We start from the raw sequence: 22,960 nt of genomic DNA, 5'->3' as shown, positions 1-22,960 counted from the left end.
TTGATTCCCAATTTATTATTTTATGCCATCCTGCCGTCAAAACATGCAACTTACAAAATATTAATCAACATAATTTAGTCAAGTTGTACTTTCCAGTATTGATGAATCTATTTTATTGATGTTCACAGGCGGAGAAGTATTCCACCGCCTCATATTGCCAAAGGTATTTTCAATAAACTCCTTTGGTTTAATTAGCAATCTATGTTGTTAATACATGAGGAAATAAATATGAGCACTCCAGATAAAAAGCCTGAAACCAAAGCATTAGAAAATAACGGCGTAATTGTTGCAACTCGCGAATATGTGCAAGACGCAATCGAAGAGCACGCCCGGAGCCGTAATCACCCTTATGCAACATTGACAGACAGAGGGTTTGTTACTCTAAGTAATGAGGTCGATAGTGATAGTGAAGTGACCGCGGCAACATCAAAGGCAGTGAAAGCGGCATATGATCTAGCCAGTATCGCCAATCAAAACGCCCTCAACAATAATTCTAATCTCTATTTGGAAAAAAAAGCGGAATGGGGCAGATGTTCCTGATAAAGCAGAATTTGTGAGGAATCTTGGTTTATCAGAATTGGTTTATAGAGCTGTAGGAAATGGAGCAAACCAGATACCGGATATGAATAGTTTTGAATCAAAACTTGATGAATCTGGCTATCAGAAGCTCCCCAGTGGACTAATTATTCAATGGGGGGTTGTAAACGGTGGAATAAACTCAGCGGACTTGCGAAGATTTCCAATTCCATTTAAAAATAAGTGCTTTATTGTAACTGGTAGTTATGTTAAAGGAGATGCGTGGGGTCAAGGCATATCTGTTGAAATTAGATCAAAAGAAGAGTTTTTAATTGTTGTTCACGACTCAGCTGGACGCTGGTCATATTCACAAGTGCAATATATAGCTATCGGATATTAATCCTACAGAGATATATTCCATCCGCTCGAATTGAGACAGCATTATATTAATGCGGATTCGGTCGATGAAGGTATGAAATTGATGAGAAAGATTAGATTACCAGCGTCTTGTCAAAGCACCAGCAGGGAAATGGTGGGCTGCGGGAGATAGCAGATGCCTATAATAGGTTTAAGGATAATCCCCCGGATCACGGGGGATTATCTTGTCAAAACTGACAAACAAGAGCTGTATCAAGGCAGTTTCGTTGATAATCATCCCAAAAACCCGGGGGACAATTCTCAATATCGCTTTTTGACAGCATTGGCTTTTGCCATATAAATTGTTTGAATCCCGCCTTTTGGATCGCTGCTTGATATTGTTCACGACTCCAACGATACGCAGTACAAGGGCTGGGTGGTGTGGTAAGAAATTCACATCTCAGGAGAGTTGTATCTTTCACAGGATCTTCACTCAGAATTTTTATACAATAATTTTCATAATTCCCTTTTTCTAATCGATAATCAGGTTCAACGGTATAAGCAATCAATTTACCGGAAGGCTTGAGATGAGCGGCAATAACACGGAACATAGTTTCAAGGTCTTCAATAGATTCTGCATGGCAAAATAACCAGGCCGCATTGACTATATCAAATTTGCCAAATGACTCCATCTTGCAGACATCTCTTACGTGAAATTCGATATCGTCACCGTATTGTTGTGATTTACTTTTCGCAATTGCTATCATGTTATTTGATATATCGATTCCGATGACTTTTGAAGCGCCCCGATTCCTGTATTCTCGACTAAAGAGACCATATCCACAGGCTAAATCTAACACAGATTTCCCTTGTATATCCCCTGCCAGATTGAAGATGGTTCTGATTTTTACTTTGATATGGGCTGCTGTATCTGAAAAGCTCTCGTAAAGATGTGCAATAGGGTCATATAAAGTATCACCTTTCATGTTTTTTATCCTTAGCTAAAGGCCAAAATATTTTATTTATCAGAGAGATATATTATTTAGTATAAATTTAATAATTACTGAAAGTATTTTTACTGTTATATATTAATACATCAGAGATGAATCAGATATGATTTTTTATATTGGTTAACTTTCGGATCAATATGAGAGAGTAAACAAATATAAAACGTCTATGATATATTTTGTGGAGATTACTATTCCTGTGATGATTAAGTAAAAGTGCCTCATAATAAATCTTTTAAAGCATCTGTTTAACTGACTTCCGGCATAATGCACTCTTTAGGGATGGTCTGGGGAATGATTCTGCGGATGGTGCCACGAGTGCTGTTGAAATACTCCAGGTTTTCTTTCCTGGGTTTTCCTGCATTTTTTGATAAGTCAGTTATATTTATTAATGTCCTATCCAAAATATGTGTTCATTTTGTGTTTTGATTGAGTTCATTCAGGCTCAGGATAGCAAATAGAATAATCTGAAGAGATAGGGGTTAAGTCTGGTTAATTTAAAATAAGGTAGTAATATGAAATATCGTCATTTATTCGTTTTTGTAGTGTTGCTGTTTCCATCTTTACCAGTTATGACTAATGGAGAATATTGGTATTATGGGTGCCCTAAGTATTCGGAAAAGGGAATGGAAGAGATAATGCAAAAGATAAAAAATATTCCTTTCAGAACGATTAGTGAATTGCAGGGGTATAGCAAGGGTGAAGCTGAAATGTATATAAAAAAAACAAAATGCGATTTGCGGAATTTAGATGAGTACGCTCAGGAGTTAAAAAAACGGATAAAAAAGGATAAAAAATCTACAGATCGTTGAAAAACATTTTTGACAGCGTATCTTGCAGTTTTGCGTAATTGCCATTTTATTAAATGTGACCGTTTAGGCGGTCACTTAAAAAATCATAAAGCAAATCATATTAATTGTCAGCTTTTAAACGGGTTTGTTTTTAAGTGGACTAAAACCTCTATGACCTGATTTTCTACAGTTTTTTCCCATCAACGATAAGATCCGCATATGCCTGTAATAGCAATGATTTTGTTCATATCTACCTTTATTCTTCGTATTTCAAGTTGCTTCTTTGCTGGCTGCGTTCACTCACCCCGGTCACATAGTCTCTATTAAAAGTCTATTTATTATTCTATTGGATATTTGTAACTTATTACAAATATCCAGCCAGCTCCTAAGAAATATCATAAAAGGTATAGTAGATTTGCTGGCTGGTAGTTTTTTTATGGCAACCGAGCTACTTTGGCCTCCACTACCACACCCAGAATATGAATTTTATCACTGAGCGGTATCATATTATATTGGGGATTCAGTGGCTTAAGATAAGTATCATACCCTTCCGTAATCAATTGTTTGAAAGTCAGTTTCTTTTCCCCTTCAAGCTTTGCGACGACCAAATTGTTGGTGATAGGTTTTACTTCCGGATCAACCAAAATAATCATTCCTTGCGGTATGCTCAAGCCATTTGGTGAATTCATTGAATCGTCTTTTACTTCCAGCCAAAAAGCACGGTATGAACATTCAACAGAAGTGTCGTACTGTTTAATATTATTTTTATGGTATAGCGATATAGGTTCTTCACACCAATTTCCAGCATCAGCCCAGTTGAGTAATGGGTATTGCCTGTAAGAAGTTACATCTTCAACCAAAGTCATATTATCGCCATAGACTGCGGTGAGCAGTTTCCTTGCTTGTTTGTTTAGTGATGGACTGAAATCATTAATTGTAACTCCTAATTTGTTGGCGAAATCGGCTGCTATCTCCAAATTAAGGGCATTTGTGCCGTTAAGATAGTGTGAAATAGCCCCCTGACTCTTGCCAAGCTCGTCCGCGAATTTTTCCTGAGAGATGCCTAACTGTTTTTTCTTTGACTCAAATATGTCTTTCAAACGTTTGGCATCTGCGAGTTGTTCTGTTGTAAGTTTCTTTTTCATGCATGCATTTTAATACCAATGCTATTAAAATGATAAATACTAAAAATATTGAAATATTTAATACTTTGGATATTATTTGAGAAATACAGGAGGAAAGTATGGAAAAAATACCATTATCAGAATATGTGAAACAGAATGGTCAGGCCAAAACAGCAAGTCTGGTTGGTGTTCATCAAACTGCTATCAGTAAAGCATTACGGGCTGGCCGTAAAATATTTTTGATTCGTCAGGAGGATGGCAGCTATAAAGCGGAAGAGTGTCGGCCATTTCCCAGCCAAAAACAGATTGTATAGCGAAGAAAAAGAATATTAAGCGGAATTAGGCAGTATCAATTACTGATTAGTTTTAATTATTTCGTTGATTTTATTCTTATGTATTTTGTGTATATTGTCTCGGAGAAAATATGGAGTACCACTTTCGTCATTATATTAGTGCAATGGGGAGTATTTTAGATATTATGCCCGCAAACGATTACCAAAGAATTTTGGACAATGAACAAGGTTTAAAAAATAAAATTGGTTCTGATTGTTTGGGGCCTCTTCCTCCTCCTGATGTCTTGAAAGACTATGAGTCCATTCTTTCTGGCAGCACAGAAAGAATATTATTATTCAGAGAAAAAGAGCAAAAATTTCAGTATGATAATCAAAAGCTGGCACTGGATGGCATGATAAAAAAGGACAGAAGAGGGCAATGGATGGGGTTTTCTATTGCAATGTTTATTCTGATTATCGCTACGCTTTTTGCACTCAGAGGTGAAATGGTGTTTGCAGGAACACTAATTACAATTGATTTAATTGGATTGGCAGCAGTATTTGTTATAGGAAGAAAATTAGGTGCTAAGTGATCTCGTAATACCAATAATAATTTTAATATGAATTTTTTCACGAGGTGATTCTATTATTCCTTATTTTCATTATTGTATATTAAGATATTGCGTAATTTATATTTTTCCTCAAAACCTGGCAATGGAAAGATTTTTATTGCAGACAGGTGATAAAGTATTAGTAGAAGCTAGTCCTGTTGATCGGATTTGGGGAATTGGAATGGCAGAGGATAACTCCAGTATTCATAACCATTAACATGTAAATAATTTAATTTGTTAGGTTTTTCTCTGATGACTGTGCGTGAAAAATTAAAAAAATAGGATATATGTTGGAAACAACATATGACTATGTGAGAAAATTCTCTGCTATTAGTTTCTTTCTATAAACTGAAATTGTTACTCACTAGGATAAGATAAATGACACAGTTAACAGCAAGGAATTCTGATCGGTTTTCTGGTAAGAAAGTTATCATTGTTCATGGTTATACTGCTTCACCTTTATCACACTGGTTTCCCTGGTTAAAAGAAGTGCTGACTGAACAAGGAGCAGACGTGATTGTGCCAGAACTGCCGGATTCGTTATCACCTAAACCTGAAGCATGGGCCAAAAAATTGACCGAAGTTGTCCCCAGAGCGGACGGTAACACAATTTTTATCGGCCACAGTCTTGGTTGTGTGACCTTACTTCGGTATTTAGAGGCAATATGCTCCACAACTGACCAAATTGGTGGATATATTTTGGTTTCAGGATTTGATTCCACGCAGTGCACCTTGCCAGAGTTAGCAAGTTTCACTCTCCATACATTGAATTATGTCCTCTTGCGTGAAGTGACAAAACACCGTATTTCCATTATCTCTTCCAATGATGAAATTGTTTCTCCTCAATCATCCCATGCCCTTGCCAATTCGTTGCAAACTGAAATCATTAATATTGAAAATGCAGGCCATTTTCTTGATAGAGAAGGTTTTACCCGTTTGCTCCCTGTTTATGATGCACTGAAAACTATCGTATCAAGATAAATATCAAGAACTCAGCTCTTGGTCATGTTTTTAGCATAGGTTTTTAATATAGTGGGTGATATTTGCTCACTATATCTCTCTTTAGATCACTAGCCTTTTGTTGTTTCACCTGAATTATCATCAGATAAAAAAATGTTTTGTGAAACAAGTTTATGTATTTTTAAGCTCCTTATTGCGTTGTTTGATGTATTAGTCATGGGCAATATGATTAACCAGAACAATACTATTGCCGCCCACTCCATTTTGGATAGAGGTATAGATCATGATTATTTCCGCTTCAACTGATTATCGGGCTGCTGCACAGGCTAAGTTACCCCCTTTCCTGTTCCACTATATTGACGGTGGAGCTTATGCAGAGCATACCCTTAAACGCAATACTGAAGACTTATCTCACATTGAACTGCGTCAGCGTGTACTAAAAGATATGTCTGAACTGAATCTGGAAACCAGTTTATTTGGGGAAAAAATGACAATGCCTGTGGCATTGGCTCCCGTTGGATTAAGTGGGATGTACGCTCGTCGTGGGGAAGTAAAGGCTGCACGGGCTGCTGCTAAAAAGGGTATTCCATTTACGTTATCGACGTTGTCAGTATGCCCGATTGAAGAAGTTGCTTCTGCAACCGAGCGTCCAATATGGTTCCAGCTTTATGTACTGAAAGATCGTGGCTTTATGCGTAATGTCCTGGAAAGAGCAGAGGCAGCCGGCGTTAAAAATCTGGTATTTACTGTTGATATGCCTGTACCCGGTGCTCGTTATCGTGATGCACATTCAGGTATGAGTGGCCCGAATGCTTCTATACGGCGTTTTTTGCAGGTGATAACCCACCCACAGTGGGCATGGGATGTTGGCTTGATGGGTAAACCCCATGATCTCGGTAACATATCTAAATATCGCGGTATACCTACCAAATTGGGGGATTATATTGGTTGGCTGGGAAGCAATTTTGATCCATCCATATCGTGGAAAGATTTAGAGTGGATCCGCGATTTCTGGAAAGGGCCAATGATTATTAAAGGTATCCTCGATCCTGATGATGCTAAGGATGCTGTTCGTTTTGGCGCGGATGGTATTGTGGTTTCTAATCACGGAGGGCGTCAGCTTGATGGCGTTCTTTCAACCGCCAGAGCTTTACCGGCTATTGCGGATGCTGTCAAAAATGACATCACTATTCTGACTGACTCCGGTATTCGTACCGGATTGGATGTAGTACGAATGATCGCATTGGGTGCTGACAGTGTTTTATTGGGGCGCGCTTTTGCTTATGCATTGGCAGCAGCCGGAGAAGCAGGAGTTTCTGATTTATTGGATCTGATTGATAAAGAAATGCGGGTTGCAATGACATTGACGGGAGCAAAGTCTATTGCAGAAATTAATTCAGATTTGCTGGTCGATAATTGAAAGTAAAATTAGTGAGTTTGGGGAGTTGTATGTTCTGATTGATAGTCAGCAGAAACTGAATTGTTCTGCTGACTATTTTTCATCAGATCCCGATAGGGCGATATCCTTGCCATTCTGGTTTATCTGGCTGACCGTAAGGGTTTCCAGTCAGATGAACATGGTAGCCGCTGACTTGTCCCAAAAGCAGGCAGTCATCAACATCTTTTAGGTTATCTTTATGTAGTTGACCATAACCAGTAAGCAAATATTTTTAGCTTTTTCTTTCGCATCTTCTACAGTACGGGCAATGAAAAATCCGAACTCATGTGCTTCTGCCAGAGAATCTTTTTGATAACCTCCCATGTTTACGAAATAGAGTTTCATCTCTCCGTGGTATTCGCTCTCGCTGAGAAGAAAATAAGAAACTGATTGATTTAATAAACTATTTTTCCATAAGAAAATAATTTTGCTTTTCCTGTCAGATAAACACGTTTTCCTTGTATTTCGCATAATATATCTCCGCCCCTGTCTGATAACTGATGGGCACGAAGTACCGACTTATTGAGCCTTGTTCCCCAGAAAGGAGCCAGAACACAATGGGTTGAACCCGTGACAGGATCTTCATTAATGCCTTTTGCAGGAGAAAAATAGCGCGAAACAAAGTCCGCAGATAAATCGCCGGGGGCAGTAATGGCAAGCCCCGGTAGCGGAAGAGCGGCTATTTTATCAAAATGTGGTTGAGCATGAAGAACTTGATCGGCAGAATCCAGTACACAGATATAACGGTCATGGGAAACAAATACCTCACTGATATCTTGTCCTAAAGCTTCTTGTATGATGGGAAGAAGTGTTTTCTCTTCTTGGTAATCAGCGGCAGGAAAATCTAACGTAAAAACACCATCCTGATGGATGACACGAAGTTCTCCAGAACGGGTTTTGAATGTAATTGGATTATTTTGATAAGAATACTGTTCAACGAGAACAAAAGCTGTTGCCAGTGTTGCATGCCCACATAAATTTACTTCCACTCTGGGAGTAAACCAGCGTAGGTGATCGCCAACTAAAAAAGCAGTTTCTGGGAGGTTGATCTCAGCAGCGATCGCAATTAATGTTTCATCTGATAACCATTCGTCCAGTAAGACAACAGCAGCGGGATTACCGGAGAAGTTTTTTTCTGTAAAAGCATCGACATGATAAATAGGGTATGAACGCATCAAAAACTCACCTTACTTTTAAAAAATGTGACCTAGCATGTTGAAATTACTATTGTTTGTAAAGGGGTATTTTTTTTGGCTCAGGAACTACCTATCACTGGTAGTTGATCTAAGGAGATAATGGTTATTAAATAATAATTTCTTGCAATAGTTACATTAGGGGATTTATGAAAATAAAAGGGAGCTATAGCCTGTTTTTTCTTACGGTAATTGGCTGTTCTCAGGCATTGGCGTACGACTTCAGCTACAAAAGTGATATACCCGCTGATAGCAAACCTTCAGGAGAATATCTGAAAAAAAGGGAAGAACTGGGCGCCAATTATTGGGACGTTAATAAGTTAGCTCAAGATAATGCTCTGGCTGAGAAACGAGAAGAAGAGTTGAGGGAGTACAGCCAAAAGCGTGATTCGAAAACATATACCGAGTTTTCGTCTGGTTGGAATTATGGCAAAGAAAGGCAGATTCTGAACGGATTGCCCCCCCAATACAACAGCCCTATCGGGCTTTCTTATGACTGGAATAACAAAAAACTGGGGTTTCCTTACCAGGTCGATGGAAGGCATTTTATGAACGAAATGACCCGTTCACACCGACGTAAATGTTATCGTGAAACCAGACAGAAATTGGAGAAAGAACGAGGGAATCTCTATTCCGAGATGGAGATCGCCGACTCTTGTGGGGGATAGTGATGGTTATTTTATGATTTAATAGATAACTTTCATCTGCCAAAAATCAGGCAGCCACATAAAAATGGCTGCCTGAGAGCTTGCTAATGATGACTAACTAATGAATATTATCGCTATATAAAGACGGCATATCTTTAGGGCGTGTTTTAAAACGGCGGTGTAACCACATGTATTGCTCTGGAGCTTGCATAATTTCCCGTTCTATCACCTTATTCATGAAGGTTGCCGCTTCGACTTCATCTTTTTCAGGGAAATTTTCTACAGCGGGTTGAATAATCAGTTCATAACCTTTTCCATCAGGTAATCTGCGTGGGGTAAAGGGTAATAAAGCTGGATTGGATAATCTAACCAGAATTGAAGTTCCGGTTGTTGTTGCGGCATGTTCAACAGCAAATAACGGGGCGAATACACTTTTACGTGGGCCATAATCATGATCTGGTGCGTACCAAACGATTTCACCATTTTTCAGGCAACGGATCATTCCCTTGACATCTTTTCTGTCCAACATGTATTTGTTGGAACGTAAACGTCCCCATGTTTGTAGCCAATCTATAACCGGATTATCATTCGGGCGATAAACCCCGATGCCCGGATTGAGCATACCAAAAATACGGGCTCCCAACTCCAGTGTCAGAAAATGGATCCCAATCACGATGATCCCCTGACCTGTGGCTTGTATTTTTTGGATGTTCTCTCGTCCTGTAATTTTGAACCAGCGTTTAATCCTCCAGTCAGGCCAGAACCAAGCCATACCGGTTTCAAATAACCCCATACCAACAGATTCAAAGTTTTTGACCAGCCATTTATTCCGTTCCTCCGGTGGCATATTAGGGAAACAGAGAGCCAGATTGCGTTCAGCAATTTTGGCCCGTTTTTTTAAAAAACGCTGTGATAACCGACCAAGCCGGGTTCCTATCCAGTAAATCACGGGGTAAGGAAGTAAGACCAGTAGATAGAGTATGCCGATACCTAGCCAAGTCAGCCAGTATCGGGGATGTAAAAGTGAACGACGAAAAGAGGGTGCTTGTATCATGTGTTTTCAGTGTATTAAAGATAATAATCTAACTATAAAAAAACTATTTTATAAGGTCTTAAGAATAATACGGGGGTATTGTGACACTTTTTAGTGGAATATCGAAATACCGGGGCACTAAATGATTAATCAACTGGTAACAAGTAGAAGCTGCCCCATGCCCTGACTATGCTGTGTTAGGGTATGATTATGATGTTCTTCAGCATCATATTCAAATGATTGTTTTATTCCGGTAGAAATTGCTCAAGGTAATACTGTGATAAGTAAGCTGGTTCGGGGATTAAGCCGATTCAGAACAGGGATTGATAGATCTGGGTCACAGAAAAAAGTAATATTGCAGGGAATAAAAACCCCAAGTGTAATGCGTGGGGTTTCTGGTTAAAATTGTCGATAATGATCTAGTGTAGACACTTTGTGGACACAGACAGACATAAATGTATAAATATCAACAAACTATAAGGGTATTTTGAACACCATGCCAGTGTTACATAACCGTATTTCTAATAAAGAGCTGAAAGAGCGCATGTTGGCTGAAATAGAGCCACGCACAACTATCTCTTTTTATAAGTATTTTACTATTTCTGAACCACAGGTTTTTCGCGATAACTTATATCAAAAATTTACTGAGTTATCAGTCTTCGGGCGGGTTTATATCGCCAGAGAGGGTATTAATGCGCAAATCAGCATACCTTCCAAAAATGTCGATGCCCTGAAAGCATTATTGGATGTCACTGATCCTGCTTTGTATAACCTGCGACTCAATATTGCGCTGGAAGATGATGGCAAATCATTTTGGGTATTACGTATGAAAGTGCGTGAACGCATTGTTGCTGATGGTATTGATGATGAAACTTTTAATCCATCAAAAACGGGTGAATATCTGAAAGCCGCTCAGGTCAATCAAATGCTGGATGATCCTGATACTGTGTTTGTCGATATGCGTAACCATTATGAATATGAAGTTGGGCATTTTGAAAATGCAATTGAGATCCCATCAGATACATTTCGTGAGCAATTGCCGATGGCAGTAGAGATGTTGAAAGATGATAAAGATAAAAATATCGTTATGTATTGTACTGGCGGGATCCGTTGTGAAAAAGCGAGTGCCTACATGCTCCACAATGGTTTTAACCACGTTTACCATGTAGAAGGTGGTGTTATTGAGTATGCCCGCAAAGCGAAAGAGCAAGGCTTACCTGTTCGCTTTATTGGTAAAAATTTTGTTTTTGATGAACGTATGGGAGAGCGTATTTCTGAAGACGTTATCGCTCATTGTCATCAGTGTGGTGCAATTTGTGATAGCCACACTAACTGTAAAAATGATGGATGCCATTTGCTGTTCATTCAATGTCCATCTTGTGCAGAGCGGTTTGAGGGATGTTGTAGCGATGTTTGTCAGGAAGAGATGTCACTCCCTGAAGATGAGCAACGTGCTCGCAGGGCAGGAAGAGAAAATGGGGCTAAGATTTTTAATAAATCCCGATATCGGTTGAATGACGGTCTAAATATCACCTCATTGCAATCCAATAAGTAATAAATTTATCTTAAGTATCTGCCTCGCAAACAGATACAAAAATTGGCGTAATAATTTAAGTATTATTACGCCAACTTAGTTATTTTTGCGGTGTTAGCAGATATATTTAAAAATATTATAAACGAAAAGTAGCTCTAAGTTGATCAGATAAACTATCTGCATTTTATTATAATAGGCAATACGATAACCTGACTGATAGCTTCCACTCATGAAATCAAATATAGTCCTTTCTGAGCCTGAACGGATCACGTTACAACAACTTGCCTTGAATCATCAGCATCGGGACATCCGTACGCGAGGGACGGGTTTGCTCATGCTGGACAGAGGAATAAAACCGCCCCAGATTGCTGCTGAAATAGGATGCAGTGTCCGGGTTATCTATAATTGGGTTCACGCATGGCATGATTTCGGTATCGCGGGATTATTAGGCGGCCATGTCGGAGGACGGTATCCGGCCATGACGCCTGAAATGATTGCCACGGCGGTCGAAGCCGCCAGCGCAGAGTCCCTGACGTTGGCCCGGATAGTCCGGTGCGTTGAGGCCAGGCATGGTCTCTTGCCCTGTACGCTTGAAACGCTGGCGAATACCCTGAAAAAGCAGGGACTCACCTATAAACGCACCCGCCTGTCGCTTAAAAAAACGCGACGAAACGGAATTTGCTCACAAATTCGCCTTGCTGAGTAAAATTAGGGCTGGAGCCCGGTCAGGCCACTACCGTCTGGTCTATTTTGATGAAGCCGGTTTTGCTGCGTCTCCGCCGGTGCAATACGGTTGGAGTCCACGAGGTAAACCCCATGAAACTGAACCGAAAGAGCATGTCAGCCGGTCAGTTCTGGGCGCCTTAAATTACACGGACAACAGTCTGTTTTACCAGACGGTGTCAGGCAGTACAACGCGGGCTAACGTGATTGATTTTTTAGAGCAGGTCGCCCAACAGGGGGACGATCGCCTGACATTTGTCGTGTTAGATAATGCGCCTATTCACCATGGGATAGAGGCAGAAATTCAAAAGCGCTGGTTATACGAACACAACCTGTTTTTATTTTACCTTCCCGCCTACAGCCCAGAGCTGAATCTGATTGAAATCGTCTGGAAGCAGGCCAAGTACCACTGGCGACGTTTCATCACTTGGACTCAGGAGACAATGGAGAATGAATTAAATACGTTATTGGGCGGTTATGGTAACCGATTTGCAATTAATTTATCTTGAGTACTTATTTTGTTGGTTACTCCTATTTTTTCTATGATATGCCGTTTATGTGAATAAACTGTACTGCTACTTATATTGAGTATTTTGGCAATTTTATAGGTATCTGTTTCCAGCATCCAATAATAGATGATCCTGTTTTCTTGTTGACTAAAAATAGAACTTTTTATATTAAAATTGGCAAAATAACGTTGAATATCATGGGATGCCAACTCTTTCAGCCGTGCTAACAACAAGCACAGATTCCTTTTGGGTAAGATAAAATCTTTATTAGTCAACTGGATATGATTTCCTATCCATGGATATGGTTTATCAAGATAGATATATATACGGGTATCACGAACCAATGAAATAAATAGCTTCATTTGTTCACAATATGAACTGTGATGACCATAATGTGTCAGATTCATCAGGACAATATCAGGAGAAAATATCGACAGAATATTTATCGCCCCCTGAATTGAATGAGCCTCTGTTGAAAGGATATCTGTATTTTCTTTTAGAAATTCAATGATCCCAAGGCGTGTATAATGACACTCATCAATGATTAATAATTTCATTAACTGAACATCCTTGTTCTATAGCGGTTATCATTAAATGAATTAGGTCGCTTGATACTTTAAAATCAAGCGAACGAGCATAGTTGAATGATACAGTATTGTACAGAATAATAAACTATATGAATGATTTTGTCGGCTGATATTTGTTTTGATACTCAGATTGGACACTCAGTGTATTGAGTGTCCAGATGTGTTTGCATTTTCGAGTTGGTTGTTAATGTTTCGTATAGTCAAGTTGAGTGTATTCCGATGATTCAATCTTCTCGATTCCAGCCTGCAAGATTAGGATCAGTTGTTTTGCAACCCCTGTCGTCAACCACAATGTTTTGTCAATACTAACATTATCTGTGGCTTGATCTTGGGAGGATAAGTAATGAAGACGAATCATCATGGCGTCGTAGGTATCTACGATACTGATGTCCCAACCTACAACTGGATGGGTTTGGATTATTTCATTTTTTTGTCCCATATAACCTCCTAATCAGACTACAGCATCTTGATTGATATAATTGACTAAGAGCCGCGGAACTCATCTAAGGATGAGCAGTTGCAGTATAAACCTTTTTATCAGTCTAATACTACAACCAGTTGCAGAAACCAGATGTTGGTCATTTTATCTGATAATAAGAAACTAAAACTTCTATGACTTAAACGTGCTTAAGAATGAATTACTGTTACTTCCCATCCTGCATCTTCTCCAGCCAGGAATGGAATCAGTTTTTCACCAGCATGTTCGATATATTCGGTAACTGGTGCAGGCTTGCGTATAAGCTCAATAAATCCTTCATTAACGGGTAAACCATAAAATTTCGGGCCATTCAGAGAGCAGAATGCTTCAAAGTGATTCATTGCATCCATTTCTTCAAAAACAGTGGCGTAGGCAGCCAAGGCAGTAGGCGCATTGAAGACACCTGCACAACCACAGGAAGATTCTTTACGATGCAACAAATGAGGGGCAGAGTCTGTTCCTAAGAAGAAACGGTCACAACCACTGGCGACGGCTGAACGTAACGCTTCTTGATGAATATTGCGTTTTAATACAGGCAGGCAATAGAGGTGAGGGCGGATACCACCGACCAACATATGATTACGGTTAAACATCAAGTGTTGTGGTGTGAGTGTCGCTCCTAATTTATCGTTGCTTTCAAGAACGTATTCGGCAGCTTCTTTAGTCGTAATATGCTCAAAAACAACTTTCAGATCAGGAAATTGTTTACGTAAAGGTTCCATCACTTGTTCAATGAAGCGGGCTTCCCGATCAAAAATATCAATATGGGCTGCGGTAACTTCACCATGAATTAATAGAGGCATGCCCAACTTTTCCATAGTTTCCAATAAAGGATAGATTTTTTGTACGTCAGAAACACCATGGCTGGAATTGGTTGTTGCATTTGCGGGGTAAAGCTTACAGGCTGTGAAAATGCCCTCTTTATAACCGATTTCAATTTGTGAGCTATCTGTTGAATCCGTGAGATAGCATGTCATCAGTGGTTCGAATGGATGCTCTGACGGAATGGCTGCCATGATCCGCTTTTTATAGGCTCTGGCTCTGGCAATATCTATTATAGGAGGAACAAGGTTGGGCATGACAATAGCTCGGCCAAAAAAGCGGCTGGTATGAGGGACAATGGTTTTCAATAAATCACCATCGCGAAAATGAACATGCCAGTCGTCAGGGCGGCGGATTTTAATAGTATAAGATTCAGTAGTCATGGAACCGGCTCCAGAATATAGATGAAAAATGACGGATGCTGATTCAGCATTCCTTAAGCCGGAGGAAGATGATAAAGAGAAAATAGTTAAATAGCTATTATTAAATGATAAAACTCTACATTTTTTGCAGAATTAAATCCTTAATTTCATATAAGTCAGGGTATTCAGAGGAAATTAGTCGTATCAAAAAAGGAAAAATAGGAGTAATAAAACGAGGATGAATTGAAGTTGGCTCCTCCAACTGGACTCGAACCAGTGACATACGGATTAACAGTCCGCCGTTCTACCGACTGAACTATGGAGGAACTCCTTCAAGACGGGGCGAATATTAACGGCTCTCTTTCTATTTGTCAAAGAAGAAAATCATAATAACGGATTATCTGTTGTTAATATGTACTTTATGCGCTTTTTTTCAGCTTTTTCGTGTTGTTTTCAGGAAAATAACCGGAATTTTTTAAAAATAAAATTGATAAATAGGGTATAAGTGGTGAACATGATAATTGGAAAGCAAAAAGCCCAACTAGCAGAGCTAAAATCGGGCTTTTTAGAATCTGGCTCCTCCAACTGGACTCGAACCAGTGACATACGGATTAACAGTCCGCCGTTCTACCGACTGAACTATGGAGGAATTGCTGTGTTCCTGAGAACGAGGCGAATAATAGGTGAATGGAGAAGGGTTGTAAAGCAGAAATAATGAAAAATAAGTTTAAATGGTTGATGGTTATTCAATGTGATGATGTTTTATCATTTTTTGTGATGAAATATCACCAATACTATAATTTTTTATACCTTGTACATGAGATTAAAGATCTCGTTGTATTCTCTGAAATGAGATCGCAGAGAAAATGATAGATAAAACCAACAGGAAAGATTTTAGCAAAAAACATCGTCAACCCTTTATCCGTACAATAGGAATATAAGTGATGATTGGATAGTTGGTGAAAAATGTGTCTGGGTAAGGTAGATGTGGTTATTAGCATTAGTACAAGTGATAAATGGTAAAAAGCCCGACTAGCAGAGCTAAAATCGGGCTTTTTAGAACCTGGCTCCTCCAACTGGACTCGAACCAGTGACATACGGATTAACAGTCCGCCGTTCTACCGACTGAACTATGGAGGAATTGCTGTGTTCCTGAGAACGAAGCGAATAATAGGGGAATACAGAGGTGTTGTAAAGCGAAAAAATAGAAAATAAATTCAAGTGGTTAAGTAGTGCTCAGGGTGGCGATAGAAAACGTATCTGAGCAAGATAGAAAACTATTCGTTAGAGTTAGAGATAACCCACAAAGGGGATAAATAGCAAAAAGCCCGACTAGCAGAGCTAAAATCGGGCTTCTTAGAATTTGGCTCCTCCAACTGGACTCGAACCAGTGACATACGGATTAACAGTCCGCCGTTCTACCGACTGAACTATGGAGGAATTGCTGTGTTCCTGAGAACGGGGCGAATATTAACGATGAACTCAGGGAGTGTCAACGCAAAAATTCTATTTTTTCATTGTTTGCTCATCATATGAGCGTATTGTGCTATGAATATGCTACTTTGCTGAAATTACATATTTTTGTTCAACCTTAGGAGGTTGAAAATAGGGCGATTGTTCTGAACACGCAATCATAAATACATCATAAAAACAAATTCCGTCTTTTCGCCTGATGATTCGTTTGATTTCATTCTTTATTTCGTGGGATACATTTGGATGAGCAAGTATTGTGTTGACAGCATCCTGAGATACTTTTTCATCAACGAACCACTCACCGTTGTAGCAGACGCGTAAATCTAATACGTCAATGTCTTCAAAATGATAAACTGGTTTGATATCGAACAGCAGAACAGCCGCCATGGCGAAAAAAAGCATGGTAAATAGGATAAGTGACCAAACGCCAAAATAGGGGGCATACCACATCAATACAGCGAGGAAAGCATAAGCAACGATCATCGCCAAAAACAGGTATGGATGCTGGTGAATAAAGATGCTATTAAAGTGTACCTTACCATCTCGATGCTCTGCGAGATTGATCCGCTCAAGATCCTGAATCAATATCTGTTTGATGATATCCATAATACTAGTCCGATTATTGTAGAAATCTGTTATCGAATTAAAAGTGTTAACCTTTTTAAGGTTATCATGCTCAGAGCATCCATCTGTATAGCAATTACTTTTTTTTATTTGCAAAATTGTTATTGTCCGAAAAGAACATGAGAATTTCTTCTTAAGATAAAAGTTGAATAAATCAAATAAAATCATAAGTTCATCTATTTATTCGGTTATTCTGTTCTAATATTGAGCGTAAAAAATTTTTTTAGATCAATAATACATAAAAAGGTTGCTATTCCTGTGCGGTCATGCGTTAATGCGTCTGGCCTGATAAACAGACCTACTTTATGTACGACATCTTGAGTTAATGCGTTATGTGTAAAAGTGCTATCCTAAGTAGCCTTTGTAGACCGTTTCCTTCTTAGTGCCTCCATAAGTAATAGCTGATACTGGCCAACACATGCCCGAGGTGGCGAGTTTTTTTTGATATATAGGAAAGTCACATGAAAATGACAGGTCAAGTGAAGTGGTTCAACGAGTCCAAAGGTTTTGGTTTCATTACTCCAACCGATGGTAGCAAAGACGTATTCGTTCACTTCTCTGCCATTCAAGGTAACGGTTTCAAAACTCTGGCTGAAGGCCAGAACGTAGAATTCACCATTGAAGATGGTGCCAAAGGCCCAGCAGCAGCAAACGTAACTGCTATCTAATTTAGCCTTCATGCCTTATTAAGCTCGCCATGCTAAAATGCCTTGGCGGGCTTTTTGTTTATAGAATGATTTTTAATAAAAAAATAACATCGATATATTATAAAATAAGGTAATTTTTTTATTGAACAGGCGGTAAAGAGAACATTTTTTTAAGTTCATTTATTAATTGAAGTCTTTACTTATCAATTTTACCTGTTTATACTCCCGGCCAAATTCTATCGGAGGGCTGATAATTGAATAGTCAAAGTTTTAGGTTTAATAAAAAATAATCCGGTAAGCTGTTCATTTACATTCAATTTACTGCTTACCTGAAATGGTGTGCGGTACTACTTAAATTCCACGAGTTGTACTCTCCCGAAAAATCACGCAATGCTGTAGAGCTGCTATTTTTAATCCTTAAATATAGTATCAATAGATATGTCGGGGTATCTATAATGCAACTTTATACTCATTCCTTATTCCCTCCGGGAACATATCAATAACCAGATCGAATTTTTATATTCGGTCCTGTTCCTATTGTACAAAATAAAGAAATTATTTCTTTAGGCTACCCGTTGAACTTTAGCTCAATACAAAAAAATGGATAGCGATTAGAGATCGTACCTGCACAGCGTAAGATCATTTTAATTGCAGGCTTGAAATTATCTGAAATCTCGAAGCCAATAAGTACTCAGCTATAAAAATCTTGAATCAAGCTGGATCCTATACCTAATAGATTTTGGGTTGCATAGCAGAGGCTGTAAATGAGCGGTTGGTAAATGAGCTAAGTCAATGAATAAGTAACCTGGCAGGTAAAAGGAATATATTTACCCATTTTCATATCATGGGAGAGTGTCATGCTTTTAACATCTATTGCTATTCATTTACTATCCGCTATGTGTTTCGGGGCATTAATTGGTGCAGAACGTCAGTGGCGTCAACGCATGGCAGGATTGAGAACCAATGCCTTAGTTGCTACTGGCGCTGCGGTTTTTATTCTTTGTTCAATATCAACTTCGACTGATAGCCCCGGACGTATTGCTGCACAGATTGTATCCGGTATTGGTTTTCTTGGTGCTGGTGTGATCATGAGAGAAGGAATGAATATCCGTGGCTTAAATACAGCGGCAACTTTATGGTGCTCGGCAGGTATTGGGGTTTTGTGTGGGTTAGGGCAATATTGGTCAGCGAGTATTGCAACTGCAATAATTCTATCCGCAAATATTTTGTTGAGAGAAGCGGCTCAGAGAATTAATGCTCAGCCTCAACAGCTAGCCTTAGATTTAGAGCAGCGTTATAAAATCCAAATTATCTGTGATGTTAGTGATGAAATCTTAATCAGGACGCTGATCCTGCAAGCAATTAATGGATTAAACATTCGGCTACAATCATTAAGTAGTACTGATACCCTCCAACCAAATAGACTTGAAGTGTGTGCAGAAATATTGGCAACACCCGCGAAGCAAAAAGAGATCGAATCGATTGTTTGCCGAGTGAGTTTAGAAAAAAGCGTTAGCTCAGTTAACTGGAAAATTGCTGCCGAGTTACCTGCTTAGAATAATTTTATATAAGTAATATCCTTATTTTATAAGGAGCTTATGTGGACGATTCCCTTTCTTTTCTTAGTATGAATAAGGTGTTGCCTATGAAATAACGTCATTATATTAATAATATAGAATGGTATTAATTATTAATACTTTCATTAGTGATAATGAACATTATTCTCAGTTAGGCAACACCAAAAACTTCATAAATTCTTCTCTATTAACAAAGAAGAGGTAACCACTATGATGGGAAATTGAACATAGCGTATATGATTGAGAGCACCGTCACAAAAACTAATTAATCATTTCAGAAAAGAATTTATCATAGTTCAACAGTTCAACAGTTCAACAGTTCAACAGTTCAACAGTTCAACAGTTCAACAGTTCAACAGTTCATTGGAGCGGGATAAATAGTTTTTATCAAGGTGGGATAATAAACTGAAGGATCAGGTAATTATGGGATATAGAAGTCAAAGAAAGTAGAGCTCTGTTTTCTTCACGGCTATAGAAAAATTGATGAGTTATCTTTTAGTTATGTTAGTTGGAGGTTGTCAATTTTTGTGTAGGAACCACAGAAAAACTACCGATTGATTCTCAAAGGTGCAGCAGAAAGGATGTGATCTGTTTGCTGCCATGTGTAGAAAAAGGAGTCGCTTATTCCTGTCACTGAAGAAAGTTGTAACAATCATTATGTAATTGGTTAGCTACCATAACGAACAAGGTTTCAGGGAGTTAATCTTAGCAATACGTGAATTAAATCTTGATGAAGTGAAACATCTATTTTCTGTTACTAACTAAAAAGAGTTAGTATTTTGGTTAAGGTGTTTGCCGGAGATAATTCTGTCATTATAGCTAAAGTTTGTCATGATATGGAGTTAGATACTGAGAATATTCTTAGTTGCCTTGATATTGAATGTATGGGTGATGAAAACCTTTCAAAATAAGTGGAATTAAGATCTGTTTTTGTAACTTAATCCTTCGGCAAAAATCATGCACTTTAAAGGCACTACAAAATAATAAGCATGCAATAGATCTTCCTGATGATGGAATAAATGATGTACCTATATTGCAGTATGTTGGAGTATTTGTGTGGATATTTGGATGGGTATCGCAAAGAATTTGCAGATATCATTTTGCTTGATAAAAATCAGATGGCATTAGAAGAAGGCGTAAAAAGATAAGGAAAACGTTTGGAAATATTATGTGGTATTTAAATATGACAGTCAGATCGAATTTTGAAATGTATTTTCTGTACTGGTTATCTGTGCATTTATTCTATTTTTATCTGTGTTAACCATTTATTAACTTGTACAAAACCTAATGTACGATATTTCACAGTAAGTCTTTGTAGTGGGGTAAAATGGAAAACGTTTTTGAGAAAACCTCGTAAATAGGATGTGAAAAATATCGGGCATTTTATGCTCTGACATTTTCTATTTTTTATTTTCTATATTACAACATATTTTATGTGGCATTTATCTGAACTAATAGTATATAACATTAAGCCGTATTCGAATCTGGAAAGTAGTGGAAGAGATGTTATCACAAAAATCAGGTGTACATATGTTATGTAAAAAAAACTGATTGTATAAAGTACCGTCGTTTTACCTGTATTATTGATGACATTATAAAATGGTATCAGGTGGTTACATATCATGATCATCATTTACTACTTTCATAAGGATTAAAATTGTTACTTTGGGAATATTTTCCTTGGTTAATTGAGGAGGCCGATAAGCTACTGTATTGTCATTCATGTGACAAAACGATTTTATATTTATAGTATTGATGAATAATTGTGAAAAATTTTCATTAATTAATATCTTATTCTATCTTGATTAAGAAAATAGCCATCGCAAATTTTATATCAATAACTCTGGCCATTAATGATTTTTGTCAGATATTTTGAATAGGTATTGATGTTATTCTTTAACTGCGAACCTGCTATCATAATAATGATAAAATTAACGGAGTAATAGAATTATTTTTGTATGCTATTTTTTTTATTTGAATTATTTTATTACATGATTTGTTATTATTTATATTTCAAATTAAGAATAAAAAGGCACTATTTGTTTTTATTCCATCCATTATTTTTCCGCATTCTATTTAAACTGTAAATTACTTTTTAAATTTAGTTTTGCGTTGTATAATAATTTATTGGTTAATTTGCATTTTGGAATGATTTTGTTTCTAAATTTATCCTATTTAAGGAAATTAATTTTAGGATAATAGGTTATTTTGTACTTTATATGTCAGTTTGTAAACTAGTCAGATGAGTATCATAAACATCGATTATTCTTAACATTTGCAAGGTCATGGAGGATGTGTATTATAATTTTTTCTTATGTTTTTGGCTTGTGAAGTGCTCAGTGGCTGTAAATAACCGCCAATGAGGTTTTTGTTGAAATAATGTCAGAGGCTATCATTCTGCGCATTATTTTTGATAAATAAAATTTATTGATTGTGATAACTTGGTAAAGTGGTGCTGGTATTGTCCTGTGGTAGGATTTGTTGGGGTATCGGAGACTTGACGATTACGATGGCTCTGGGGTAAAGATGCAGATGTTTTTTTATTTCAACATCATACTGTATTTTATCTTATTTTTGTGATCTGTGTGATACTTGTATTCTAAGTAATGTCGATGTCACCTCGGTCGCTGTGTAAAAATAGTACAATCGTAAATTAAAAATGATCAGAGTGGTATCTTTTCAATAACTAGTATTCACATATGATTAATAAATTTGGCATAACTATGATCCAAAGCAACTAATAGTAGAAGATGAGTACTTACCCACATTATCAGGAAACAATTTTTAATAATATTTTGATAATTTAGCTAAAGAAAGGATTTTTTATCGTTATTTTGAATTTATAAGTTTAATAGATCGTATAAAACAAAAAATGGTCTCTAATATTTTTATTTAAATAATTTAACTTATTAATTATGGGCTATTTTTTGTTTTCTTTTGCTTGAATAGTTAATGAGCTAGAATCATAATAAAAAAAGTAGTTTTGTGATGTATGTCACATAGTATTTAAAATGACATATATTCTCCGTTGAATAAATTGCTGATTCAGGAGTAAAGTTAATTAGTATTAAGAATATTCTTAATCAATTGTGGCAAGTTCATTATCCAGATGACGCAATAATACTTTTACAATCCATTACCGAAATATTTTAGAAATTGGGCGATCCCAAGAGTAATACAAAGGACAGTTACTGCTCTGGCTAAAGATGTATATTTCAGTTATGTCGGAGATTATTGAATCTCATGCTACTGGTAATTTTGTCGTGAGTGATTCTTTGATCACTTAATTGATTTTTTCATGTAATCGGACGGGATATATAGAAATGAGTACGGTTGAATTGCTCAAACATATTTATGACATAAATTTATCGTATTTGCTTTTAGCACAACGGCTAATTAACCATGAGAAAGCGTCTGCGATGTTCCGTTTAGGTATTAGTGAATCTATGGCTGATACGTTGGCCGAGCTGACATTGCCTCAGTTAGTAAAATTAGCTGAAACAAACCAACTGATTTGCCATTTTCGGTTTGAAGATCACGAAACTGTACAGCAGTTGACGAAGGAATCACGGGTGGATGATTTGCAACAAATTCATACAGGTATCTTGCTATCTACCCATCTTTTTCAACAGTTATCCACTCAGGATGACACTTCAATCAAGAAAAGAGCATAAA

The 22,960-nt window shown here is 37.7% G+C and carries 25 protein-coding genes and 4 tRNA genes; 16 read left to right on the top strand and 13 right to left on the bottom strand.

The genetic code is table 11. The features are described from left to right. The first annotated feature begins 228 nt into the window (after positions 1-228). The gene (locus tag BDD26_RS19820) at positions 229-540 is read left to right on the top strand and encodes a tail fiber protein (RefSeq protein WP_211305494.1); all 312 of its coding nucleotides are present in this window, start codon (positions 229-231) and stop codon (positions 538-540) included. Between the two features lie 13 nt (positions 541-553). Beyond that, positions 554-916 carry a gp53-like domain-containing protein gene (locus BDD26_RS19815; protein WP_211305493.1) on the top strand — a complete coding sequence of 121 codons (363 nt, stop codon included), beginning with the start codon at positions 554-556 and terminating at the stop codon, positions 914-916. Positions 917-1,121: 205 nt separating this feature from the next. On the opposite strand, the gene BDD26_RS17575 is transcribed toward BDD26_RS19815, so the two are convergent. Further along, a complete protein-coding gene (locus BDD26_RS17575) occupies positions 1,122-1,859 on the bottom strand; it encodes a class I SAM-dependent DNA methyltransferase (RefSeq protein WP_115827279.1) in 738 nt (245 codons plus the stop codon). A gap of 536 nt (positions 1,860-2,395) precedes the next feature. Between BDD26_RS17575 and BDD26_RS17570 the strand changes: the two genes are divergently transcribed. Further along, on the top strand, positions 2,396-2,692 hold the full coding sequence (locus tag BDD26_RS17570; protein ID WP_038266662.1) for a hypothetical protein: 297 nt from the start codon (positions 2,396-2,398) through the stop codon (positions 2,690-2,692). 413 nt (positions 2,693-3,105) lie between these two features. Here the strand turns inward: BDD26_RS17570 and BDD26_RS17560 are convergent, their stop codons facing one another. Beyond that, a complete protein-coding gene (locus BDD26_RS17560; RefSeq protein ID WP_115827278.1) occupies positions 3,106-3,816 on the bottom strand; it encodes a LexA family protein in 711 nt (236 codons plus the stop codon). A 98-nt stretch (positions 3,817-3,914) separates the two neighbouring features. Between BDD26_RS17560 and BDD26_RS17555 the strand changes: the two genes are divergently transcribed. The 6 genes from BDD26_RS17555 to BDD26_RS20410 all read left to right on the top strand — a co-directional run bounded on the left by BDD26_RS17555 (position 3,915) and on the right by BDD26_RS20410 (position 7,266). Next, positions 3,915-4,109 carry a Cro/CI family transcriptional regulator gene (locus BDD26_RS17555; RefSeq protein WP_038267062.1) on the top strand — a complete coding sequence of 65 codons (195 nt, stop codon included), beginning with the start codon at positions 3,915-3,917 and terminating at the stop codon, positions 4,107-4,109. A 110-nt stretch (positions 4,110-4,219) separates the two neighbouring features. Continuing rightward, positions 4,220-4,660, top strand: coding sequence for a DUF2335 domain-containing protein (locus tag BDD26_RS17550; protein WP_115827277.1), 441 nt, complete (start codon positions 4,220-4,222; stop codon positions 4,658-4,660). 121 nt (positions 4,661-4,781) lie between these two features. After that, entirely contained in the window at positions 4,782-4,895 is a 114-nt protein-coding gene (locus BDD26_RS17545; protein ID WP_084766506.1) for an NADAR domain-containing protein, read from the top strand. Positions 4,896-5,056: 161 nt separating this feature from the next. Then, positions 5,057-5,659, top strand: coding sequence for an RBBP9/YdeN family alpha/beta hydrolase (locus BDD26_RS17540; RefSeq protein WP_115827276.1), 603 nt, complete (start codon positions 5,057-5,059; stop codon positions 5,657-5,659). 262 nt (positions 5,660-5,921) lie between these two features. Beyond that, positions 5,922-7,058, top strand: coding sequence for an FMN-dependent L-lactate dehydrogenase LldD (lldD, locus tag BDD26_RS17535; protein ID WP_038267056.1), 1,137 nt, complete (start codon positions 5,922-5,924; stop codon positions 7,056-7,058). Further along, the gene (locus BDD26_RS20410) at positions 7,021-7,266 is read left to right on the top strand and encodes a hypothetical protein (RefSeq protein ID WP_232217515.1); all 246 of its coding nucleotides are present in this window, start codon (positions 7,021-7,023) and stop codon (positions 7,264-7,266) included. Before lldD ends, BDD26_RS20410 begins: the two co-directional genes overlap by 38 nt. Here the strand turns inward: BDD26_RS20410 and BDD26_RS20405 are convergent. Both BDD26_RS20405 and BDD26_RS17525 read right to left on the bottom strand, forming a co-directional pair. Then, the gene (locus BDD26_RS20405) at positions 7,263-7,421 is read right to left on the bottom strand and encodes a DUF1543 domain-containing protein (RefSeq protein WP_232217514.1); all 159 of its coding nucleotides are present in this window, start codon (positions 7,419-7,421) and stop codon (positions 7,263-7,265) included. The genes BDD26_RS20410 and BDD26_RS20405 overlap by 4 nt on opposite strands. Before the next feature lie 50 nt (positions 7,422-7,471). Next, complete coding sequence (locus BDD26_RS17525) at positions 7,472-8,251, bottom strand: PhzF family phenazine biosynthesis protein (RefSeq protein WP_115827275.1); 780 nt, start codon at positions 8,249-8,251, stop codon at positions 7,472-7,474. Between the two features lie 167 nt (positions 8,252-8,418). On the opposite strand from BDD26_RS17525, the gene BDD26_RS17520 reads away from it, so the two are divergent. Further along, on the top strand, positions 8,419-8,937 hold the full coding sequence (locus BDD26_RS17520; RefSeq protein ID WP_115827274.1) for a hypothetical protein: 519 nt from the start codon (positions 8,419-8,421) through the stop codon (positions 8,935-8,937). Between the two features lie 97 nt (positions 8,938-9,034). On the opposite strand, the gene BDD26_RS17515 is transcribed toward BDD26_RS17520, so the two are convergent. Further along, positions 9,035-9,970, bottom strand: a complete 936-nt coding sequence (locus tag BDD26_RS17515; RefSeq protein ID WP_115827273.1) for a Kdo(2)-lipid IV(A) acyltransferase — start codon at positions 9,968-9,970, stop codon at positions 9,035-9,037. A gap of 475 nt (positions 9,971-10,445) precedes the next feature. Between BDD26_RS17515 and trhO the strand changes: the two genes are divergently transcribed. From trhO to BDD26_RS17500, 3 genes are all read left to right on the top strand, one after another. After that, positions 10,446-11,504, top strand: coding sequence for an oxygen-dependent tRNA uridine(34) hydroxylase TrhO (trhO, locus tag BDD26_RS17510; RefSeq protein WP_115827272.1), 1,059 nt, complete (start codon positions 10,446-10,448; stop codon positions 11,502-11,504). A gap of 208 nt (positions 11,505-11,712) precedes the next feature. Then, a complete protein-coding gene (locus BDD26_RS17505; protein WP_115827271.1) occupies positions 11,713-12,189 on the top strand; it encodes a helix-turn-helix domain-containing protein in 477 nt (158 codons plus the stop codon). After that, positions 12,179-12,715: an IS630 family transposase gene (locus BDD26_RS17500; protein ID WP_244922774.1), complete on the top strand. Its 537-nt coding sequence runs from the start codon at positions 12,179-12,181 to the stop codon at positions 12,713-12,715. Before BDD26_RS17505 ends, BDD26_RS17500 begins: the two co-directional genes overlap by 11 nt. On the opposite strand, the gene BDD26_RS17495 is transcribed toward BDD26_RS17500, so the two are convergent. The 8 genes from BDD26_RS17495 to BDD26_RS17455 all read right to left on the bottom strand — a co-directional run bounded on the left by BDD26_RS17495 (position 12,682) and on the right by BDD26_RS17455 (position 17,043). Beyond that, positions 12,682-13,272: a LuxR C-terminal-related transcriptional regulator gene (locus BDD26_RS17495; RefSeq protein ID WP_115827269.1), complete on the bottom strand. Its 591-nt coding sequence runs from the start codon at positions 13,270-13,272 to the stop codon at positions 12,682-12,684. The genes BDD26_RS17500 and BDD26_RS17495 overlap by 34 nt on opposite strands. Before the next feature lie 214 nt (positions 13,273-13,486). Next, the gene (gene bssS / locus BDD26_RS17490) at positions 13,487-13,741 is read right to left on the bottom strand and encodes a biofilm formation regulator BssS (protein WP_038267038.1); all 255 of its coding nucleotides are present in this window, start codon (positions 13,739-13,741) and stop codon (positions 13,487-13,489) included. Between the two features lie 188 nt (positions 13,742-13,929). Continuing rightward, positions 13,930-14,985, bottom strand: coding sequence for a dihydroorotase (pyrC, locus tag BDD26_RS17485; protein WP_115827268.1), 1,056 nt, complete (start codon positions 14,983-14,985; stop codon positions 13,930-13,932). A 229-nt stretch (positions 14,986-15,214) separates the two neighbouring features. Next, a tRNA-Asn gene (locus BDD26_RS17480) sits at positions 15,215-15,290 on the bottom strand. Between the two features lie 247 nt (positions 15,291-15,537). After that, positions 15,538-15,613: transfer RNA gene (locus BDD26_RS17475), tRNA-Asn, on the bottom strand. 415 nt (positions 15,614-16,028) lie between these two features. Then, positions 16,029-16,104: transfer RNA gene (locus BDD26_RS17465), tRNA-Asn, on the bottom strand. Positions 16,105-16,328: 224 nt separating this feature from the next. Beyond that, positions 16,329-16,404: transfer RNA gene (locus tag BDD26_RS17460), tRNA-Asn, on the bottom strand. Positions 16,405-16,521: 117 nt separating this feature from the next. Beyond that, positions 16,522-17,043, bottom strand: coding sequence for a YlaC family protein (locus BDD26_RS17455; protein ID WP_038265929.1), 522 nt, complete (start codon positions 17,041-17,043; stop codon positions 16,522-16,524). 479 nt (positions 17,044-17,522) lie between these two features. On the opposite strand from BDD26_RS17455, the gene cspE reads away from it, so the two are divergent. From cspE to flhD, 3 genes are all read left to right on the top strand, one after another. Continuing rightward, on the top strand, positions 17,523-17,729 hold the full coding sequence (cspE, locus tag BDD26_RS17450; RefSeq protein WP_038265922.1) for a transcription antiterminator/RNA stability regulator CspE: 207 nt from the start codon (positions 17,523-17,525) through the stop codon (positions 17,727-17,729). Between the two features lie 836 nt (positions 17,730-18,565). Further along, entirely contained in the window at positions 18,566-19,264 is a 699-nt protein-coding gene (locus BDD26_RS17445; protein WP_115827266.1) for an MgtC family protein, read from the top strand. 3,344 nt (positions 19,265-22,608) lie between these two features. Next, positions 22,609-22,959 carry a flagellar transcriptional regulator FlhD gene (gene flhD / locus BDD26_RS17440; RefSeq protein WP_038268983.1) on the top strand — a complete coding sequence of 117 codons (351 nt, stop codon included), beginning with the start codon at positions 22,609-22,611 and terminating at the stop codon, positions 22,957-22,959. Position 22,960: the final 1 nt, after the last annotated feature.

The sequence above is a fragment of the Xenorhabdus cabanillasii genome (assembly GCF_003386665.1).
GTDB lineage: Bacteria > Pseudomonadota > Gammaproteobacteria > Enterobacterales > Enterobacteriaceae > Xenorhabdus > Xenorhabdus cabanillasii.
The sequence above is the reverse complement of the archived record's forward strand: the minus strand, read 5'-3'. Positions and strand labels throughout refer to the sequence as shown.

Bases quoted from the DNA above. Each gene is read 5' to 3' on its own strand.
- BDD26_RS17550 (WP_115827277.1), top strand. From the start codon at position 4,220: ATGGAGTACCACTTTCGTCATTATATTAGTGCAATGGGGAGTATTTTA.
- bssS (WP_038267038.1), bottom strand. From the start codon at position 13,741: ATGGGACAAAAAAATGAAATAATCCAAACCCATCCAGTTGTAGGTTGG.
- BDD26_RS17515 (WP_115827273.1), bottom strand. From the start codon at position 9,970: ATGATACAAGCACCCTCTTTTCGTCGTTCACTTTTACATCCCCGATAC.
- BDD26_RS17570 (WP_038266662.1), top strand. From the start codon at position 2,396: ATGAAATATCGTCATTTATTCGTTTTTGTAGTGTTGCTGTTTCCATCT.
- BDD26_RS17505 (WP_115827271.1), top strand. From the start codon at position 11,713: ATGAAATCAAATATAGTCCTTTCTGAGCCTGAACGGATCACGTTACAA.
- lldD (WP_038267056.1), top strand. From the start codon at position 5,922: ATGATTATTTCCGCTTCAACTGATTATCGGGCTGCTGCACAGGCTAAG.
- BDD26_RS17495 (WP_115827269.1), bottom strand. From the start codon at position 13,272: ATGAAATTATTAATCATTGATGAGTGTCATTATACACGCCTTGGGATC.
- BDD26_RS17575 (WP_115827279.1), bottom strand. From the start codon at position 1,859: ATGAAAGGTGATACTTTATATGACCCTATTGCACATCTTTACGAGAGC.
- BDD26_RS17545 (WP_084766506.1), top strand. From the start codon at position 4,782: ATGGAAAGATTTTTATTGCAGACAGGTGATAAAGTATTAGTAGAAGCT.
- flhD (WP_038268983.1), top strand. From the start codon at position 22,609: ATGAGTACGGTTGAATTGCTCAAACATATTTATGACATAAATTTATCG.
- BDD26_RS17560 (WP_115827278.1), bottom strand. From the start codon at position 3,816: ATGAAAAAGAAACTTACAACAGAACAACTCGCAGATGCCAAACGTTTG.
- BDD26_RS17525 (WP_115827275.1), bottom strand. From the start codon at position 8,251: ATGCGTTCATACCCTATTTATCATGTCGATGCTTTTACAGAAAAAAAC.
- BDD26_RS19820 (WP_211305494.1), top strand. From the start codon at position 229: ATGAGCACTCCAGATAAAAAGCCTGAAACCAAAGCATTAGAAAATAAC.
- trhO (WP_115827272.1), top strand. From the start codon at position 10,446: ATGCCAGTGTTACATAACCGTATTTCTAATAAAGAGCTGAAAGAGCGC.
- BDD26_RS17445 (WP_115827266.1), top strand. From the start codon at position 18,566: ATGCTTTTAACATCTATTGCTATTCATTTACTATCCGCTATGTGTTTC.
- BDD26_RS17540 (WP_115827276.1), top strand. From the start codon at position 5,057: ATGACACAGTTAACAGCAAGGAATTCTGATCGGTTTTCTGGTAAGAAA.
- pyrC (WP_115827268.1), bottom strand. From the start codon at position 14,985: ATGACTACTGAATCTTATACTATTAAAATCCGCCGCCCTGACGACTGG.
- cspE (WP_038265922.1), top strand. From the start codon at position 17,523: ATGAAAATGACAGGTCAAGTGAAGTGGTTCAACGAGTCCAAAGGTTTT.
- BDD26_RS20405 (WP_232217514.1), bottom strand. From the start codon at position 7,421: ATGAAACTCTATTTCGTAAACATGGGAGGTTATCAAAAAGATTCTCTG.
- BDD26_RS17455 (WP_038265929.1), bottom strand. From the start codon at position 17,043: ATGGATATCATCAAACAGATATTGATTCAGGATCTTGAGCGGATCAAT.
- BDD26_RS17555 (WP_038267062.1), top strand. From the start codon at position 3,915: ATGGAAAAAATACCATTATCAGAATATGTGAAACAGAATGGTCAGGCC.
- BDD26_RS17520 (WP_115827274.1), top strand. From the start codon at position 8,419: ATGAAAATAAAAGGGAGCTATAGCCTGTTTTTTCTTACGGTAATTGGC.